Here is a 17,182-nt window from a genome sequence, read left to right as displayed (position 1 = left end):
TCCGGAATGGAATCCGCTTTCGGCAACGGTGCCGTTCCGAATTCACCCGCTCCTGCTCACGTCGTCAAACGAGGGGCCATGGAAACCATTTCGGAAACGGTCGTCGTCGCCCACGGGCAGGACGACGCACTCGCCGGGGAGTCGTTCGCGACCCTGCTGGAGTACTGGGCCCGCCGCCTCGGTGACGAGGTCGCCGTGACCTACCTCGACCATCGTGCCGGCGCGGACGGCAGGGCCGTCACCCTGTCCTGGCGCGAACTCGACGACCGGGTCGGTGTCCTCGCCACGCGGCTGGCCGACTTCGCCGTACCAGGGGAGCGGGCGGCGATCCTGGCCCGCCAGTCCGCCGACTACGTCGTGGCCTTCCTCGGCGCGATCCGGGCCGGGCTGGTCGCCGTTCCGTTGTTCGCCCCGGACCTGCCAGGACACGCGGGCAGGCTGGCGGCCGTGCTCGCCGACTGCGCACCGCGGGTCGTGCTCACTACCGCCGACGCGATCGACGGCGTCTCCGGGTTCCTCACCTCGACGGAGATCGAGCGGCCCGCCGTGCTCGCCGTCGACACCCCTTCTCCGGTCGCGGCCGGTGAGCATTCCTGGCCGCGACCGGAACCGGACGGACTGGCGTATCTGCAGTACACGTCCGGTTCCACCCGGAGCCCGGCGGGAGTGATGCTGACCCACCGCAACGCGCTCACCAACGCCCGCCAGGCCTGCGACTCCTACGGGGTCGAAACCGCCGCGACGTCCACCGTCAGCTGGCTGCCGCTCTTCCACGACATGGGCTTGATCCTCGGCATCGGCGCACCGATGGCGGCGGGCGCGGCGTCGGTGCTGATGGATCCGCTCGCGTTCCTCGAACGCCCGTCGCGATGGCTGCGCGCCCTCACGGCCAGCCCTGGCGCGATCAGCGCCGCACCCAACTTCGCCTTCGCCTACGCCGCTTCCCGCGTGACCGAAGCGGAGAAGAGCTACCTCGAACTGAGCCGGGTCGTCTCGCTGATCAACGGAAGCGAGCCCGTGCTGCCCTCGACCATCGCGAAGTTCCACGACGCCTTCGTGGACTGCGGCCTGCGGCCCGAGGTGCACCGCTCGTCCTACGGCCTGGCCGAGGCCACCGTGCTCGTCTCCGTCACCGAGGCGGGCAAGGCACCACGGCAGGTCACGTTCGACCGCGACCGGCTCGCCGCCGGGTTCGCGATGCCCGCCGGATCCGGCGCGGCACCCACCACGCTCGTCTCCTGCGGACTTCCCGCCGGCCAGCGGATCCGCATCGTCGACCCGGTCACCGGGGCCGCGGCGAGGCCTGGCGAAGTCGGCGAGATCCAGGTGAAGGGCCCGAACGTCGGCGTGGGCTACTGGGGGCGGCCCGGCGCCTCGGCCGCCGTTTTCGGCCTGCCGCCGGTCGATCCGGACTCCGGCGCGGGCTGGCTGGCGACCGGCGACCTCGGCGTGCGCTACGACGGCGAGCTGTTCGTGACCGGCAGGCTGAAGGATCTCGTCGTCGTCGACGGCCGCAACCACTACCCGCAGGACATCGAACAGACGGTGGAGACGCATCCCGCGGTCCGGCCGCATTCCGCCGCGGCCTTCGCGATCGAGCATGAAGAGGGCGAGGCGGCGGTCGTCGTACTGGAACGAGCCAAAGGGGTCGAGGCCGACGTCACGGTGGTCACCGCGGAGATCCGGAGAGCGGTCTCGGCCGCGCACGGCCTGCGCCCGTACGACGTCGTCGTGCTCGAACCGGGTGAGGTTCCGCGCACCTCCAGCGGCAAGATCAGCAGGGTACTGTGCCGGAAGTCCTATGTGGATGGTGCGCTGACCGCACGGCGGCTCGGATGACCGCGAGGATCCGGGACTGGCTGATCGCGCGGGTGGCGGAACGGACCGGGCTGACGGCGGACGAGGTCGATCCGGATCGCCCGCTGCACGAAAGCGGGCTTTCCTCACGGGATGCGATGGCGCTGGCCGCGGATCTGGGCCGGTACCTCGGCCGTCCGCTGGCGCCGACCCTGGTGTGGCAATGCCCGACGATCAACGCCCTCGCCGAGCATCTGTCCACAGTGGAACATGACGACGTCGCGGGCGCCGAAGGCCGTGAAGGGGAACCGATCGCGATCGTCGGGCTCGGTTGCCGCCTGCCCGGCGGGGCCGAGTCCGCAGACCGGTATTGGCGGCTGCTGGACGCCGGAAGCGACGGAATTCGCGACGTCCCGGAGGGTCGCTGGGAGGCGTTCGGCGCCGACCTCGACTGGCTGCCCGGCCGCGGCGGTTTCCTCGGTGACGTCGCCGGTTTCGACGCCGAGTTCTTCGGCATCACGCCGGGCGAGGCCGAAACGATGGATCCCCAGCAGCGGATGCTGCTCGAAGTCGCTTGGGCCGCGCTGGAAGACGCCGGGATCCCGCCCTCCACCCTGCGGGGAAGCCGGACCGGTGTGTTCGTCGGGCTTTCGGCGGGCGAGTACGGGCACCTGACCATGTCCGACCCCGCCGCCGTCGACGTGTGGTCCGCCACGGGAGCGGCGACCAGTATCGCCGCCAACCGGCTCTCGTACCTGTTCGACCTGCGCGGCCCCAGCCTCACCGTCGACACGGCCTGCTCGTCTTCGCTGGTGGCGGTGCACCAGGCGGTGCAGAGCCTGCGCCACGGCGAATGCGGGACGGCGTTGGCCGCCGGGGTGAACCTGATGCTCTCGCCCGCCGTCACCGCGACCTTCCACCGCGCCGGGGTGCTCGCTCCCGACGGGCACTGCAAGCCCTTCGACGCCGCCGCCGACGGTATCGCGCGCGGCGAGGGCTGCGGTGTGGTCGTGCTCAAACCGCTCAAGGCCGCGCGGCGCGCGGGGGACCGCGTGCTGGCGGTGATCCGCGGCAGCGCGGTGAACTCCGACGGCCGGTCCAACGGCCTCGTGGCCCCCAGCCCGGACGCGCAGGCCGCGCTGCTGCGGCACGCGTACGCGGCGGCGGGCGTGGAACCGTCCTCTGTGGACTACGTGGAAGCACACGGGACCGGCACCGAACTGGGGGATCCGATCGAGGCGGGTGCGCTCGGTGCGGTGCTGGGAGCCGGACGTGAACCCGCCCGCCCGCTGCTGATCGGTTCGGTGAAGGGCAACCTGGGCCATCTCGAAGGCGCGGCGGGAATCGCCGGGCTGATCAAGGTCGTCCTCGCGATGGTCCACCGGCGGCTGCCGCCGACCCCGCATCACCACGAGCCCAGTCCGCACATCGACTTCTCCGGCCTCGGCCTGCACGTGGTCGGCACGGCGACGGACTGGCCTCGCTACTCCGGCGTCGCGCGGGCCGGGATCTCCGCTTTCGGTTTCGGCGGGACCAACGCCCACGTCGTACTCGAAGAGTGGCCCGCGGCGGCGTTTCCTGCTCGCGGGAAGGAAACCGAAGGCCCAAGGGTGTTCGCGCTATCGGCCAAGTCGCCCGATGTGCTCCGGGCGCGGGCCGCCGATCTGGCGGACTGGCTCGACGACCCCGCCCATCGCGCGGTGCCACTGGACGCCGTCGCCGCGACGCTGGCGCGGAGCCGGGATCACCTGCCGGTCCGGGGCGCGGTGGTCGCCGAGGACCGCGACCGGATCGTCGCCGCCCTGCGGGAAATGGCGGCCGGACGCGAGGGCGGCGACGTCGTCACCGGTGAGGCCGGACGCGTGCCCGGTGTCGTGTTCGTCTTCTCCGGCTACGGCTCGCAGTGGCCGGGGATGGGCCGCCTCCTGCTGCGCACCGAACCCGCGTTCCGCGCGGAGGTCGAGGCACTCGATCCGGTGTTCGTGGCCGAAGCCGGTTTCTCCCTGCGTGAGGTGCTTTCCGGCGAACACGAGCTGCCGGATCTCGGCGCCACCCAGCTCGCGTTGTTCGGTATGCAGCTCGCACTGGCCGGGCTCTGGCGTGCGCACGGTGTCGCCCCGGCGGCGGTGCTGGGGCATTCGATGGGCGAGGTCGCGGCCGCCGTCGTCGCGGGGGCGCTCGGCGTCGCGGACGGGCTGCGCGTGATGGCCACGCGGGCACGGCTGCTCGCCGAGGTCGACGCGACCGGAGACGGCGCGATGGCCGTCGTCGAACTCTCGCCTGCCGAACTGGCCGACCTGGAAGCGGAGTTTCCCGGGATCACCGTCGCGGTGTACGCCTCCCCGGTCCAGTGCACCGTCAGCGGGGCCGCGGATCAGGTCGAGGCGCTGGTCTCACACGTCGAGAGCCTCGGGAGGCTGGCCAGAAGGCTACCCGTCGGTGGCGCCGGGCATTCGGAAGCCGTCGACGTCGTCCTCGGCCGGTTCCGTGCCGACCTCGACGGTCTCACCCCGAAACCTGCCGAAATCCCTTGCTACAGCAGTGTTCTCGCCGATCCACAGCGGACGCCGTCGTTCGACGTCGAGTACTGGGCGGCCAACCTGCGCCGTCCGGTGAGGTTCAGCCAGGCACTGGCGGGGGCGACCGCCGAGGGATACGGCGTCTTCGTCGAGATCTCCCCGCATCCGGTGGCGCTGGCCGCGATCGAGCAGAGTACCGGCGCGCTCGCGCTCCCGTCGGCGAGCCGCAAGATCGACGAGCGGACGGCGTTCCTCACCACGCTCGCCCGGCTCCACACCCTCGGGCTTCCCGGCGTGCTCGACGCGCGCGGTCCCCGCTCGATCCCGGTCGCCCTGCCCGGCCCGCAGTGGCGGCACGAACGGTTCTGGCCGCGGCGTCCGGTCACCCGGTCCGGATCCGGTGGCGCGCATCCGTTGCTGGGTGTCCACATCGAACAGCCCACCGGCGGTGGCCACCTGTGGCGCGCGGACGTCGGGACCGCGGTACTGCCGTGGCTGGCCGACCACGCGGCGATGGGTGTCCCGCTGTTCCCCGCCGCCGGTTTCCTGGAACTGGCGCTCGCGGCGGTCAAAGCCGTTCTGCGACCCGGCAGGCAACTGCGCGTCGGCGATCTCGAACTGCACCGGGTGCTCCCGCTCACCGCGCACACCGACGTCACGACCAGTCTCAGCACCGGTTCCGGTCCGTCCGAAGTGGACATCTACGCGCGGTCGGGGAACGGCGGCTGGATCCGGCACGCCGCCGCGCGAGTTCGCGAGGGGGACACCACGGTGGTGCCGTTCGGCGCTGTCGGTGAGGAGGCCCGGCCGGTCGATCTCTATCAGGCGCTGGCCAAGATGGGGCAGAGCTACGGTCCTGCTTTCCGCGGGCTGCAGGCGGTCATGGCCGCGCCCGGCCGCGCCTCGGCGTCGATCACCTTGCCGGCCGACCATCCGGCGTATGTCCTGCACCCGGTGATCGCCGACGCCTGCCTGCACGCGCTGGCCGCGGCTGGCGGGGACGCGCTGCGCGAAGCCGACGGCGTTTTCCTGCCGCTGACCGTGGGCGAGGTCGTCCTGGCCGGTGATCCCCGCCGCGGTGTCCGGGTCGACGCCCTGCTCGATTCGCTCGATCCGGCCGGTGACGGCCTGGTCGGCGGTGTCCAGCTGGTCGACGCCGACGACGTCGTCCTGGTCGAGTTCCGCGACGTCTACTGCCGCCGGTTCCAGCGTTCGGCCCTGCCGGTACCGATGGCGGACCTGCTGTTCGAAACCGTCTGGCGGCAGGCCGCGCTGCCCACGGCCGAGGCGGGCGGACACAGCTGGGTCGTGCTGCACGACGACGAACACCGAGGCGCGCCGTGGCTGACGGCGTTGCGCGACCGGCTCACCGAGGCAGGGGACGAGCTGGCGATGGCCCCGCTCGGCGACCGGGCGGCGCTGGCGGAACTGCTGCGATCCCGCGAGGTGACCGGCGTGCTCGCGGGTGTCGCCACGACGGGTGAGCCCGACCCGATGCGGGCCGGGCAGACGATCGCCACCCTCTCCGCCGTCGTTGCCGAACTGGCCGAAAGCACCACGCCCCCACGGTTGTGGCTGGTCAGCGCGGGCGGGTCGGCCGTCGAACCCGGTGAGAGCGGCGACCCCGGCCAGTCCTGCCTGCGCGGGCTGATCCGGGTCCTCGCCTTCGAACATCCCGAACTGCGCGCGAGCCAGGTCGACTTCGACGCCGAACCGGATCCCGCTCTGCTGTGGGTCGGAAGGCTCGTGGCGGAGATCCGGGCGGACGCGCCGGACGACGAGGTCGCGTGGCGCGAAGGCATCCGGTACACCAGGGTGCTCGGCCGTCCGCCGCTCGGTGAGCCCGCCCGCGAAACCGTTGTGCGCGAGGGCGCTTACGTGATCACGGGCGGACTCGGCGGCCTCGGCCTGGTCGCGGCGGACTGGCTCGCCGGACGCGGTGCGACCAGGCTCGTCCTCTCCGGCCGGAGCGGCGCGGGCCCGGACACCGAACCCACGCTGGCGGCACTGCGAGACCTCGGCGCCGACGTTCACGTGGTGACCGGCGACATCGCCGAGCCGGGAACGGCCGAGGCACTGGTCGCGGCGGCCACGGAAGGCGGTGTGCCCTTGCGCGGTGTACTGCACGCGGCCGGTGTACTGGCCGACGGCGCCGCCATCACCGTCGGCATCGACGCGGTCGAGGCCGCCTGGCGGGCGAAGGCGCTGGGAGCGTGGCGGTTGCACGAAGCGACCGCCGGACACGACCTCGACTGGTGGCTGGCGTACTCGTCGGCGGCCGCGTTGTTCGGCTCGCCCGGCCAGACCGCCTACGCCACCGCGAACGCCTGGGTGGACGCGCTCGTCGCGTGGCGCCGCGCCGCCGGCCTACCGGCGGCGACCATCTGCTGGGGAGCCTGGGGCGAGGCGGGCGCGGCCGTCGGCAGCCGCAACCCGGTGCTCGAACCGCTCGGTACGGAAGAGGCGCTGGCGGCGCTGGACGCCGTGCTGACACATGACCGTGTCGCGACCGGGATCGCCCGTGTCGACGCCGGAACCGTACTGGCCCTGTTCCCCCGGCTGACCGAACGACCGTTCTTCGAAATGCTGGTACCGGGGGAGGAACCCGAGGCAACACCGTCCACTTGGGACGGATTGGACGCACTGCGCGCGGTCCTGCCCGACGCCGCCCGCGAGATGCTGGCCGACTACCTTGCCGGGCTCGTCGCCGGCATGCTCGGACTCGCCGCGGACGAGATCGACAGGCACGCCTCGCTCACCCGGCTCGGCCTGGACTCCCTCACCGCCATGCGCGCCAGAGGTGTCGTGGAGCGTGACTTCGGCCTGCCACTGCCGATTCCGCTGCTGTTGCGCGGCGCCAGCCTCGGCGAACTCGCCGACCATCTCGCCGAACAGGCCGGGTTCGGCCCGAGCGGCCCGCGAGCCGCGGGGCCGGCCGTCAAGGTCGGACCACGCGATCCGGCCGAGCGGTGGGTCGCCCGGCACTGGCAGGCGGAACTGGGCGGCGCGGAACCCGGCGTCCACGACGACTTCTTCGCCGTTGGCGGGGATACGGAAGCCGCGGAACGGTTGCGGTCGGCGTTCGCCGGTCAGCTCGCGGCGGTCCCCGACGTCGACCGGCTCTTCGCCACTCCGACGATCGCCGCGCTGGCCGATCTGCTGCGCGCCGAAATCGAAGGACGCGGGGACTGCCCGGTCCGGCCGCTGCGCGAAGGCGGCGGGGAGCCGGTCTTCCTGTTCCACCCGGCGGGCGGCCCGACGAGCGTGTACGAGGGACTCGTGCGCCTCCTTCCGGAAGGCAGGGCCGTCTACGGGCTCGAACGGATCGACGACGAGGACACCGTCGAGGGAAAGGCCGACTGCTATTTCGAGCTGATCCGGGAAATCCAGCCACGGGGGCCGTACCGGCTGGGCGGCTGGTCGTTCGGCGGCTGCCTCGCCTACGAGACGGCCCGGCGGCTGACCGCGGCGGGGGAGCGGGTCGAGGTCGTGTTCATGATCGACAGCATCCTGCCGTTGCCCGCCCCGGGGAAACCGGCGCACGAGATCCTGCTGGACCGCTTCGACCGGTTCGCCGAGCACGTCGAACGGACCTACGGTGTTCCGCTGGACCTCCCGCGCGAAGACCTCGTCCAGCTCGGCGAGGACGACCAGATCCGGCTGGTGATCAGCAAACTGGCCGCGCGGGTGCCCGGAATGGGGCAGGGTGTGCTGCGGCACCAGTACGAGTCCTATGTGGATGCTCGGGTGGCCGAACGGTACTCCCCGGAGCCGTATTCCGGGCCGGTGCTGCTCTTGCGCGCGCAGGATCCGCATCCGCTGACCACCACCCTCGATCCGCGCTATCTGCGCACCGACGACACCCTCGGCTGGGACGCCTTCTGCGCCGACCTCGAGGTCGTGCGGATCCCTGGCGATCACCTGTCGATGATCGACCCGCCCCACGTCGAGGTGGTCGCCTCGGCACTCGCGAACCGGCTCGCGGCACCGAGGGCGGCGAGGCCATGACCGACGTCCCCTTGACTCCGACGACGGCGTTCCGGATCGCCGATCTGGCCGCCCGTCAGGACGAAGCCGTCCGGATCGCGGAGAAGCGGGCCGTCGACCGGCAGCACGCCAAGGGCAAGCTGACCGCGCGTGAACGCGTCGATCTGTTGCTGGACGCGGGTTCCTTCGTCGAACTCGACCAGTTCGCCCGGCACCGGTGCACCGACTTCGGGATGGACGCCAACCGGCCCTACGGCGACGGCGTGGTGACCGGGCACGGCACCGTCGACGGCAGGCAGATCTGCGTGTTCTCGCAGGACTTCACCGTATTCGGCGGCAGCATGGGCGAGGTCTTCGGCGAGAAGGTCCTCAAGGTGATGGATCTGGCGATGACGCTGGGCTGCCCGATCGTCGGGATCAACGACTCCGGCGGCGCTCGGATCCAGGAAGGTGTCGTCTCGCTGGCGTACTACGCCGAACTCGGCAGGCGCAACGCACTGGCGTCCGGGGTCATCCCGCAGCTCTCGCTGATCATGGGTCCCTGTGCCGGGGGCGCGGTCTACTCGCCGGCGATCACCGATTTCACCGTGATGGTCGACGAGACCGCGCATATGTTCGTCACCGGGCCGGACGTCGTCAACGCCGTCAGCGGCGAACGCGTCACCGCGCAGGAACTCGGCGGCGCCCTGGTGAACAGCGAGGTCTCCGGGAACGCCCACTACCGGGCCGCAGACGAACAGGACGCGATCGACTGGGTGCAGACCCTGCTCGGCTACCTGCCGTCCAACAACCTCGACCCCGCCCCGGAGTACGCCGACGAGACCGAGCCCGAGCTGACCGCCGCCGACCTCGAACTCGACCGGCTGGTGCCCGATTCGCTGAACCAGGCCTACGACATGACCGAGGTGATCGTCCGCCTCGTCGACGACGGCGAGTTCACCGAGGTGCACAGCGGCTTCGCGCCCAACATGCTCTGCGCGTTCGGCCGGGTGCGGGGCCGCACGGTCGGTGTCGTGGCCAACCAGCCGCGGCATCAGGCGGGCGTGATCGACATCGACGCCTCGGAGAAGGCCGCGCGGTTCGTGCGCTTCTGCGACGCCTTCAACATCCCGCTGCTCACCCTCGCCGACGTCCCCGGCTATCTGCCCGGTGCCGAGCAGGAACGGCACGGGATCATCCGGCGCGGCGCGAAGCTGATCTACGCCTACGCCGAGGCGACCGTGCCGAAGGTGACCGTCGTGATCCGCAAGGCCTACGGCGGCGGCTACGCGGTGATGGGGTCGAAGCATCTCGGCGCGGACGTCAACCTGGCGTGGCCCACCGCGGAGATCGCGGTGATGGGCGCCGAGGGCGCGGTGCGGGTCCTGCACCGGCGCGAACTGGCCGCGCTGCCGCCGGAACTGCGGTCCGCCGAACAGGTACGGCTCACCGAGGCGTACCGCAAACGGCATTCGAACCCTTATGTGGCCGCGGAACGTGGTTACGTCGACCAGGTCATCGCGCCGTCGCAGACCCGCCTTCAGGTGGCGAGGGCGTTGCAGGCGCTGAGGACCAAACGGCAGGCCCTCCCGGCCAAGAAGCACGGAAACATCCCGTTGTGACCAAGGAGAACTGATGAACCGAACGCGGCGGTGGGGTCTGCTGGTGTTGTCGATGGTCGCTCTGCTCGGGACGTCGATCCCGGCGAGCGCCGCTCCCACGACAGCCGCCGCCGACAACGGCGCGAAGGTCGTCGAGGAGACTTGGCTGGACGCGCGCACGCTCGACCTCAAGATCAGCTCGCCCGCGCTCGGTACCACCGGCATGGTCCGCCTGCTCGTTCCGGCCGGCTGGGCCGCGCAACCGACGCGGACCTGGCCGACGCTGTACCTGCTGCACGGCTGCTGCGAACCGGTCGACTATCGCTCGTGGGACCAGTTCACCGACGTCAAGGCGTTCACCGCGGACAAGGACGCGGTCGTCGTGATGCCGACCGGTGGACCGGCCGGGATGTACACGAAGTGGTGGAACTTCGGCCTCAAGAGCACGCCGGACTGGGACACCTTCCACACCCTGGAGGTGCGGCAGATCGTCGAACGCGGGTACCGCGCCGGGACCCGCCGGGCGATCGCCGGATTGTCGATCGGCGGGTACGGCGCCCTCGCCTACGCGTACAAGCACAAGGGGATGTTCGGCGCGGCCGCGTCCTACAGCGGTGTCCCGAACACGCTTTACCAGGGAACTCCGCTGTTCATCCAAGGGATCCTGGCCCGCGCGGGGATCTTCAACTACCTCGAACTCTGGGGCGACAGCTGGGGGATGCGGCCGCTGTGGTCGGCGAACAACCCCTACGACCACATCGACGACCTGCGCGGCACCGCGCTCTATGTCTCCTGTGGCAATGGCCAGACCGGGCCACTCGATCCGCCCGGTCAGTCCGACATCTTCGAACCTTCGGCACTGGGCACCTCGGTGAGCTTCACGGATCGGTTGAAACTCAAGGGAATCCCGGTGACCGTCGACTACTACGGCGCCGGTACGCACAGCTGGCCGTACTGGCAACGCGCCCTGCGCAACTCGTGGCCGGTGCTGGCCGGCGCACTCGGCATTTAGAGGACTAGCCGCGGGTGGTGATGAGTTCCGCGAAGCGTTCCGGGCTGACGTTTCCGCCGCTGATGATCACCCCGACCCGGCCGGAGGCGGAAACCGCACCGCTGAGCAGCGCGGCCAGACCCGTCGCACCACTCGGCTCTATGACGAGCTTGAGGCGTTCGAACGCGAACCGCATCGCCTCCCGGACCGCGTCGTCGGTGACCAGCGCGATGTCGTCGACGAGCTTCCGGTTGATCGAGAAGGTCAGTTCGCCGGGGATGGAAGCGGCCTGGCCGTCGGCGATCGTCCGGGGGACCGGGATCGAGACGCGTTCGCCCGCCTCCAGCGAGCGTTTGGTGTCGTCGCCAGCGGCGGGTTCCACGCCGACGACGCGGATTCCGGGCTGCACGGCTTTCGCGGCGGTCGAGCTGCCCGCGATGAGACCACCGCCGCCGACCGGGACGATCAGCGTGTCGAGGGAACCGCTGTCCTCCAGCAGTTCCAGCGCCGCGGTGCCCTGCCCGGCGATCACGTGCGGGTGTTCGTACGGCGGGATGAGCGCGAGGCCTCGTTCGGCGGCCAGGGCCTCGCCGATCGCGACGCGGTCGCCGGTGTACCGGTCGTAGGTGACGACCTCGGCGCCGTAACCCGCGGTGGCGTCCTTTTTGGACTGAGGGGTGTCCTCCGGGATCAGGATGACCGCGCTGCTCCCGAGTTCCCGCGCCGCGAGCGCGACGGCCTGGGCGTGGTTGCCCGAGGAGTAGGCGGCGATACCCTTGGCCAGTTGCTCCGGCGAGAGGCGGGAAGCGGCGTTGTACGCGCCACGGAACTTGAAGGCGCCGACGCGCTGGAGGTTCTCGCATTTGATCAGGACCTCGGCGCCGACGAGGTCGTCGAGGGTGCGGGAGCGCACGACCGGGGTCCGGTGTGCGACACCGGCCAGGCGAGCGGCGGCGTCGCGGATGTCGTCGATGGTCACGGGGGCGGTCATGATGCTCCTTGATCACGGATTTCGGACAGGTAGTTGTAGGCGGAGGCGCGGGAGATCCCGATCCGGGCCGCGACCTGCGGCACCGCCCGCCGGACGGCGAAGACGCCGCGCGCGTGCAGGCTGCGGAACAGGTCGAGCCGCTCTTCACGGTTGAGCGCGGCCCACGGTTTGTTCAGCCGCAGCTGGTGTTCGTCGACGATCGCGTCCACCACCGCGTCGACGTCGTCGCCGAAGGTGGTGGTCGGCATCTCGGCGGTGGTGCCGACGTCGGCGAGTTCGCCGACAAGGGTCCGCAGCTGGCCGAGAGCGGTGACGTCGAGATTGACGCACAGCGCGCCGAACACCGAGCCGCCGCTGTCGCGCAGCAGCATGGTCGAGGACTTCACGAGCTTGCCGGAAGCGGTGCGGGTGACGTAGTTCAGCTGGTCCTCGGCCTTGTCACCGCGGGCGAGTAAGCCCATGCCGATCTCGCTCATCGACCCGCCGACGCTGCGATCAGTGACCGATCCCGCGATCGCCACCACCGACTTCTCCGGACGGCGGAAGTCGTGCACGACGACCTCGCAGAACGAGCCGAGCGTCGCCGCGATGCCGTCGGCGACCGGGGCGAGCGCGTCGAGGATCGCGTCCTGCTCAGACATCGCGGACCCGGGCGAGCGCCTCGACTTCGACGACACCGCCATAGGGCAGGGAAGCCACGCCGACACAGGTGCGCGCGGGCCGGGGCTCGGCGAAGAACTCTTCGTAGACGCGGTTGAGACCGTCGCGGTCGGCGATGTCGGTCAGGTAGACGACGACCTTCACCACGTCGGCCCGGCTCGCACCCGCCGAGCGCAGCGCGGCGTCGAGATTGGCGAAGGCCTGCGGGCACTCGGCGTCGAATCCGCCTGGCGCCAGCTCGCCTGTCTCGGTCACCCCGAGCCGTCCGGACACGGAAACCAGGTCGCCGCTGCGGAAGGCCGGGGGATACGGATGCTCGTTGGTCACAAGACTGACTGTATAAGCCTTGGACGGAAAGTCCAAGTGCTGTGCGTCACGCCGCTGGGCGAGGGGTCGGACATCGGCGTGCGCCTCGGCGCAATTAGTCGACTAAATGCGGGGTCTCGCGTGGTGATTTCGCGGAGCTTTCTTGGGGCAGGTCGCGGACCGTGCTGCGATCGCTATGACCAGGTAGCGAGCGCGCGGATGTCGCGGAGGGCAACAACGCGGTGTTTCGCACAGTCGCTAACCCGCCTTGCGATCTCAGCGGGCTGGGCGGTGGAACTCGCTTCCGGTGGCTACTGCGGACGGTCGAGCCTGTCCAAGGGCTTGCTCGACGACGCCAAGAAGAAGACCACCGGACTGGTCACCTCGCTGGCCCGCGACACCGAACCGGGATCGCCGATCGTCGGCTGTGAATCCTCGTGCGTCTTCACCCTGCGCGACGAGACTGTGGCGCTGCTGCCGGACCTTCCCGAAGCACGGCAGGTCAAAGAGCGGGTCCGGCAGGTCGAGGAACTGCTCGTCGAGGCCATCGACGACGGCAGGCTGAAGCTGCCCGAACGGTCGTGGCTCAGCGGACGGCGCGTGGTCTTCCACGGCCACTGTCACCAGAAGGCGGAGGTCGGCACCGCCGCCACCATGGCACTCCTGCGCCGTATCCCGGGGCTGGAGGTCGCCGAGATCGACTCCGGATACTGTGGGATGGCGGGCTCGTTCGGCTTCGAGGCCGAACACTACGAGACCTCGATGGCCGTCGGCCGGGACCGGCTTTTCCCCGCGATGGAAAAGGAACCGGCCGAAACGCTGGTCACCGCCACGGGAGTCTCCTGCCGCCAGCAGATCTTCCACGGCGCCGGCCGGACGGCGTGGCATCCGCTCGAACTGCTCCGCGAAGCGCTCGGCGGTGTGGATGCGCCTGATCCGCTTCGCCACCGACGGAACCGACCGGACGGGATGTGTCGACGATGACCTCGTCCGCGCCTACGACCCGGCCAGCGGCCCCGGCGAGGTCGTCGGCCCGCTGTCCGGCGTCCGGCTGCTGGCGCCGTGCGACCCGCGCACGATCGTCTGCGTCGGCAGCAACTATGCCTGTCAGCTCAAGGAAAAGGGCCGTCCGTGGCCGGAGCGGCCAGCCCTGTTCCTCAAAGCGCCCAACGCCGTCACCCCGACTGGCGGGCCGACGGCCACCGCGGAGATGATCTTCGACGTGCCCGCGATCCTCGCCTGGGTGACCCGCTGGTTCACACTGCGCCCCGGCGACGTCGTGCTCACCGGCAGCCCGGCGGGTGTCGGCCCCATGAAGCCGGGGGACGAGGTCACCGTGGCCATCGAGGGGGTCGGCGAACTGACGAACCCGGTCCGGGGCTGAGCCGGATCACACCACCTCGAAGTTCGCCATCATCGCCATGTCCTCGTGTTCGGCGTTGTGGCAATGGAAGACGTAGCGGCCGCGGTAGCCGTCGAAACGGGCGATGACCTCGACCGACTCGCCCGGTTTCAGATCGACGGTGTCCTTGATCCCGCCGTCGAACGGTCCCGGCGGACGCCCGCCGCGCGAGAGGATCCGGAAGCCCACCAGGTGCAGATGCACGGGATGGTGGATGTCGGCGACGAACCGCCAGATCTCGACGTCGCCAAGGCGCGGACTCGCCGACATCAGATCCGGTGAGAACGGTTCGCCACCGATCACCCAGCCCGCGCGGCCGTGGACGGTCCCGGCGCGGAACGAGAACTCCCGCGTGGTCGTGGCCTGCTCGCGCGCGAGCGGCTCGATCTCGGCGAGCTTCGCCGGAACCCGGCTCTCGTCCGGTGCGCGGCGGGTGACGACGAACCGCATGACCTGGGCGGTCGAGCCGGTGCCGAGCCGGTTCACCAGGGTGACTTCGGTGCCCACCGGATACCGGCCGAAGTCGACGACGAGGTCGTACCGCTCCGCCGGCGCGATGGGAAGGTGGTCGTGGGCGCGTGGCGCGTCGAGGAGGCCTTGGTCGCCACCGATCTGGACGAAGCCGCCTCCGCCGGGCGGCGGAGGGTCGAGGGCGAGGTCGTAGCGGCGGGCGTTGGAGCCGTTCAGGACACGGAGCCGGTACCGCGCGGCCGCCACCTCGTGTACCGGCCACGGCGCGCCGTTGACGAGGATGACGTCCCCGAAAACCCCTTCCACGAAAGCACTTTCCACTCCCGGCGTGGTCCGCAAGGTCCGGTCGAGCGACGGGTACGCGAAGGCGCCGTGCTCGTCGAAGGAGCGGTCGGCGATCATCAGCGGCAGCTCACGATCTCCGGACGGGAGCCCCAGCGCCTCTTCCTCGTCGTCGCGCACCAGATGGAAACCGGCGAGGCCCCGGTAGACGGCGGGACCGGTGAAATCCATGCGATGGTCGTGGTACCACAGGGTCGCGGCCCGTTGCCGGAACGGGAAGACGTAGTCGCGTTCGCCGTTCGCGATCCGGGCGCGGGCGTCGACCATACCGTGCCCGCCGTGTCCGGCGTCCCAGCCGGAGAGGGGCAGGACGAGGTCGGTCGGGTAGCCGTCGGACTCGGCGGGCGTGTGCCCACCGTGCAGGTGGACCACGGTGGGGACGGGAAGTTCGTTGCGGTGGCGCACCACCGTCGTCCGGTTCCGCCGCGATTCGATCGTGGGCCCCGGGAAGATCCCGTCATAGCCCCAGATCGGTGTCCGGACACCGGGAAGGATCTCGGCCGTCGCCGCCCGCTGGGTGATCCGGTAGTGATCCGCTTCGTCCGTCCTGTGTGGACGGAGCACCGGCGGGATCGGCAGTGGTACCCGGAACGGTTCCGGCAGGGGGAGCCCGCTGCGCAGCAACTCGCCGGTGCCCGGCGAACCCTGCGCGAGCAACCGGGGAGCGGTGAGCCCGGCGGCGAGCAGGACACCGGCTCCGCCCGCGAGCCCGAGGAACGTCCGCCGGGGAAGACGGCGGCTCATCGGGCCGTCCGCCAGACTTGCGGACGCCAGAGCGCGACTGTCGTGAGCACCATCCCGGCGACGAGGGCGACACCGAGAGGGATGTGCAGGTCGAGCGCGCCGTCCATGCCGGCGAAGTACTGCGCGGTCTCGCCCGCCGCGAGCAGCAGGCTGATCCAGAACAACCAGCGCGGTCCGCGGACCAGCCACAGGACGAGCGCCGCCAGGATCTGGGCGTACGCCAGGAACGACACGGCATCGGCGCCCACCCGGTGCAGCGAGAGCATGTCGTAGTCGCCGCCCAGATAGCCGCCGGCGAAGACCGGCTGGCCGATGATCGCGACGGCGTGGACGCTCACGAGCACCCGGTTCACCATCAGCGTCCCGTTCGCCTTCCGGCTTCGGGTAGTCACGGTTTCACTCACGTGACCGAACGTAAGAGCCGAGGCCTTATGCTGTCCAAGACAAGATCGGTTATCTATTCATAGCAGACGGGGTATCAGCGATGGATCTTCTGGCGCTCCGGTATTTCCAGACGGTCGCCCGGCTCGAACACGTCGGCCGGGCCGCCGAGAAACTGCGTGTCGCGCAGCCCTCGCTCAGCCGGACGTTGGCCAGGCTGGAAAACGACCTCGGTGTCCCCTTGTTCGACCGGCACGGCCGCCGGATCCGGCTCAACCGGTTCGGCGCCGCGTTCCTCCGCCGCGTCGACCGGGTTCTGGCCGAACTCGAAGACGCCCGACAGGAACTCGACGACGCCGCCGGGCTGGAACGCGGCACCGTCACGGTCGCGGCGGAAAGCCTGCTGGCCCTCACCGAACCGCTCCGTACCTTCATTCCCGGGCATCCGCAGGTGGACGTGCGGCTTTCGCAGGCATCGGCGGAGGGGATGGCGGAGAAACTGCGGTCCGGCGACGTCGACCTGTGCGTCACGTCGCAACCCTTGTCCGGCAACGACATCCGGAGCCGCGTTCTCCTGGACGAACGCGTGATGCTGTGTGTGCCGTCCGGCCATCGGCTCGCCGGCCGCGGCCGCGTCGGCCTCGCGGACCTCGCCGGAGAGCCGTTCCTGACCACGCGGCCCGGTTACTGGCAACGCGAGCTCGCCGATCAGCTGTTCGCGAAGGCCGGGCTCGACCTCCACATCGTCTGTGAAGGCGACGAAGCGGCCGTGCTCTTCCAGCTCATCGACGCGGGTCTCGGCATCGCGTTCGTGCCCTCGCTCGGCCTGCGGGCCGAGATCAGGACTTCGGTGGTCTGGCTCGACGTCGACGATCCCGACTGCCGCCGCGTGCTCAGCGTCGCGTGGCGCGAGGACACCTACCTTTCCGCCGCCGCCCGGCGGTTCCGCGACCACACCGTCGACCATTTCCACGCGCAGGCCGAGGCCGGGTCCCGGTCGGGCTGACCAGG

General features: G+C 70.6%; 12 protein-coding genes. 7 read left to right on the top strand and 5 right to left on the bottom strand.

The annotated features are described in order from the left end of the window. The first annotated feature begins 78 nt into the window (after positions 1-78). Genes ACZ7KI_RS37105 through ACZ7KI_RS37090 form a run of 4 tightly spaced genes read left to right on the top strand, consistent with a single transcriptional unit; the run spans position 79 to position 10,895 of the window. Positions 79-1,839: a fatty acyl-AMP ligase gene (locus ACZ7KI_RS37105; RefSeq protein ID WP_470277683.1), complete on the top strand. Its 1,761-nt coding sequence runs from the start codon at positions 79-81 to the stop codon at positions 1,837-1,839. Next, positions 1,836-8,324, top strand: a complete 6,489-nt coding sequence (locus ACZ7KI_RS37100) for an SDR family NAD(P)-dependent oxidoreductase (RefSeq protein WP_470277682.1) — start codon at positions 1,836-1,838, stop codon at positions 8,322-8,324. Before ACZ7KI_RS37105 ends, ACZ7KI_RS37100 begins: the two co-directional genes overlap by 4 nt. Further along, complete coding sequence (locus tag ACZ7KI_RS37095) at positions 8,321-9,904, top strand: acyl-CoA carboxylase subunit beta (RefSeq protein WP_470277681.1); 1,584 nt, start codon at positions 8,321-8,323, stop codon at positions 9,902-9,904. Before ACZ7KI_RS37100 ends, ACZ7KI_RS37095 begins: the two co-directional genes overlap by 4 nt. A 13-nt stretch (positions 9,905-9,917) precedes the next feature. Next, positions 9,918-10,895, top strand: coding sequence for an alpha/beta hydrolase (locus ACZ7KI_RS37090; RefSeq protein WP_470277680.1), 978 nt, complete (start codon positions 9,918-9,920; stop codon positions 10,893-10,895). A 4-nt stretch (positions 10,896-10,899) separates the two neighbouring features. On the opposite strand, the gene ACZ7KI_RS37085 is transcribed toward ACZ7KI_RS37090, so the two are convergent. Genes ACZ7KI_RS37085 through ACZ7KI_RS37075 form a run of 3 tightly spaced genes read right to left on the bottom strand, consistent with a single transcriptional unit; the run spans position 10,900 to position 12,852 of the window. Beyond that, a complete protein-coding gene (locus tag ACZ7KI_RS37085) occupies positions 10,900-11,865 on the bottom strand; it encodes a pyridoxal-phosphate dependent enzyme (protein WP_470277679.1) in 966 nt (321 codons plus the stop codon). Then, positions 11,862-12,506, bottom strand: a complete 645-nt coding sequence (locus tag ACZ7KI_RS37080) for a helix-turn-helix transcriptional regulator (protein ID WP_470277678.1) — start codon at positions 12,504-12,506, stop codon at positions 11,862-11,864. The genes ACZ7KI_RS37085 and ACZ7KI_RS37080 overlap by 4 nt, the downstream gene beginning before the upstream one ends. After that, positions 12,499-12,852 carry a RidA family protein gene (locus ACZ7KI_RS37075; RefSeq protein WP_470277677.1) on the bottom strand — a complete coding sequence of 118 codons (354 nt, stop codon included), beginning with the start codon at positions 12,850-12,852 and terminating at the stop codon, positions 12,499-12,501. Before ACZ7KI_RS37075 ends, ACZ7KI_RS37080 begins: the two co-directional genes overlap by 8 nt. Before the next feature lie 270 nt (positions 12,853-13,122). Here ACZ7KI_RS37075 and ACZ7KI_RS37070 point away from each other — a divergent pair, with 270 nt between their 5' ends. Then, positions 13,123-13,815 carry a hypothetical protein gene (locus tag ACZ7KI_RS37070; protein ID WP_470277676.1) on the top strand — a complete coding sequence of 231 codons (693 nt, stop codon included), beginning with the start codon at positions 13,123-13,125 and terminating at the stop codon, positions 13,813-13,815. Beyond that, entirely contained in the window at positions 13,757-14,215 is a 459-nt protein-coding gene (locus tag ACZ7KI_RS37065) for a fumarylacetoacetate hydrolase family protein (protein WP_470277675.1), read from the top strand. Before ACZ7KI_RS37070 ends, ACZ7KI_RS37065 begins: the two co-directional genes overlap by 59 nt. A gap of 6 nt (positions 14,216-14,221) precedes the next feature. Here ACZ7KI_RS37065 and ACZ7KI_RS37060 read toward each other — a convergent pair whose 3' ends face one another. Beyond that, on the bottom strand, positions 14,222-15,790 hold the full coding sequence (locus tag ACZ7KI_RS37060; RefSeq protein ID WP_470277674.1) for a multicopper oxidase family protein: 1,569 nt from the start codon (positions 15,788-15,790) through the stop codon (positions 14,222-14,224). After that, on the bottom strand, positions 15,787-16,194 hold the full coding sequence (locus ACZ7KI_RS37055) for a hypothetical protein (RefSeq protein WP_470277673.1): 408 nt from the start codon (positions 16,192-16,194) through the stop codon (positions 15,787-15,789). Before ACZ7KI_RS37055 ends, ACZ7KI_RS37060 begins: the two co-directional genes overlap by 4 nt. Positions 16,195-16,274: 80 nt before the next feature. Here ACZ7KI_RS37055 and ACZ7KI_RS37050 point away from each other — a divergent pair, with 80 nt between their 5' ends. Next, positions 16,275-17,177: a LysR family transcriptional regulator gene (locus ACZ7KI_RS37050; RefSeq protein WP_470277672.1), complete on the top strand. Its 903-nt coding sequence runs from the start codon at positions 16,275-16,277 to the stop codon at positions 17,175-17,177. Positions 17,178-17,182 lie beyond the last annotated feature (5 nt).

This window comes from Amycolatopsis sp. NPDC039088, from assembly GCF_055598845.1.
Note: the sequence above shows the minus strand (reverse complement) of the source record. Positions and strands in the feature narration are given on the sequence as shown.

Excerpts from the sequence above, each read along its gene's own strand:
- ACZ7KI_RS37105 (WP_470277683.1), top strand. The coding sequence starts at position 79 with ATGGAAACCATTTCGGAAACGGTCGTCGTCGCCCACGGGCAGGACGAC.
- ACZ7KI_RS37100 (WP_470277682.1), top strand. The coding sequence starts at position 1,836 with ATGACCGCGAGGATCCGGGACTGGCTGATCGCGCGGGTGGCGGAACGG.
- ACZ7KI_RS37095 (WP_470277681.1), top strand. The coding sequence starts at position 8,321 with ATGACCGACGTCCCCTTGACTCCGACGACGGCGTTCCGGATCGCCGAT.
- ACZ7KI_RS37090 (WP_470277680.1), top strand. The coding sequence starts at position 9,918 with ATGAACCGAACGCGGCGGTGGGGTCTGCTGGTGTTGTCGATGGTCGCT.
- ACZ7KI_RS37085 (WP_470277679.1), bottom strand. The coding sequence starts at position 11,865 with ATGACCGCCCCCGTGACCATCGACGACATCCGCGACGCCGCCGCTCGC.
- ACZ7KI_RS37080 (WP_470277678.1), bottom strand. The coding sequence starts at position 12,506 with ATGTCTGAGCAGGACGCGATCCTCGACGCGCTCGCCCCGGTCGCCGAC.
- ACZ7KI_RS37065 (WP_470277675.1), top strand. The coding sequence starts at position 13,757 with ATGCGCCTGATCCGCTTCGCCACCGACGGAACCGACCGGACGGGATGT.
- ACZ7KI_RS37060 (WP_470277674.1), bottom strand. The coding sequence starts at position 15,790 with ATGAGCCGCCGTCTTCCCCGGCGGACGTTCCTCGGGCTCGCGGGCGGA.
- ACZ7KI_RS37050 (WP_470277672.1), top strand. The coding sequence starts at position 16,275 with ATGGATCTTCTGGCGCTCCGGTATTTCCAGACGGTCGCCCGGCTCGAA.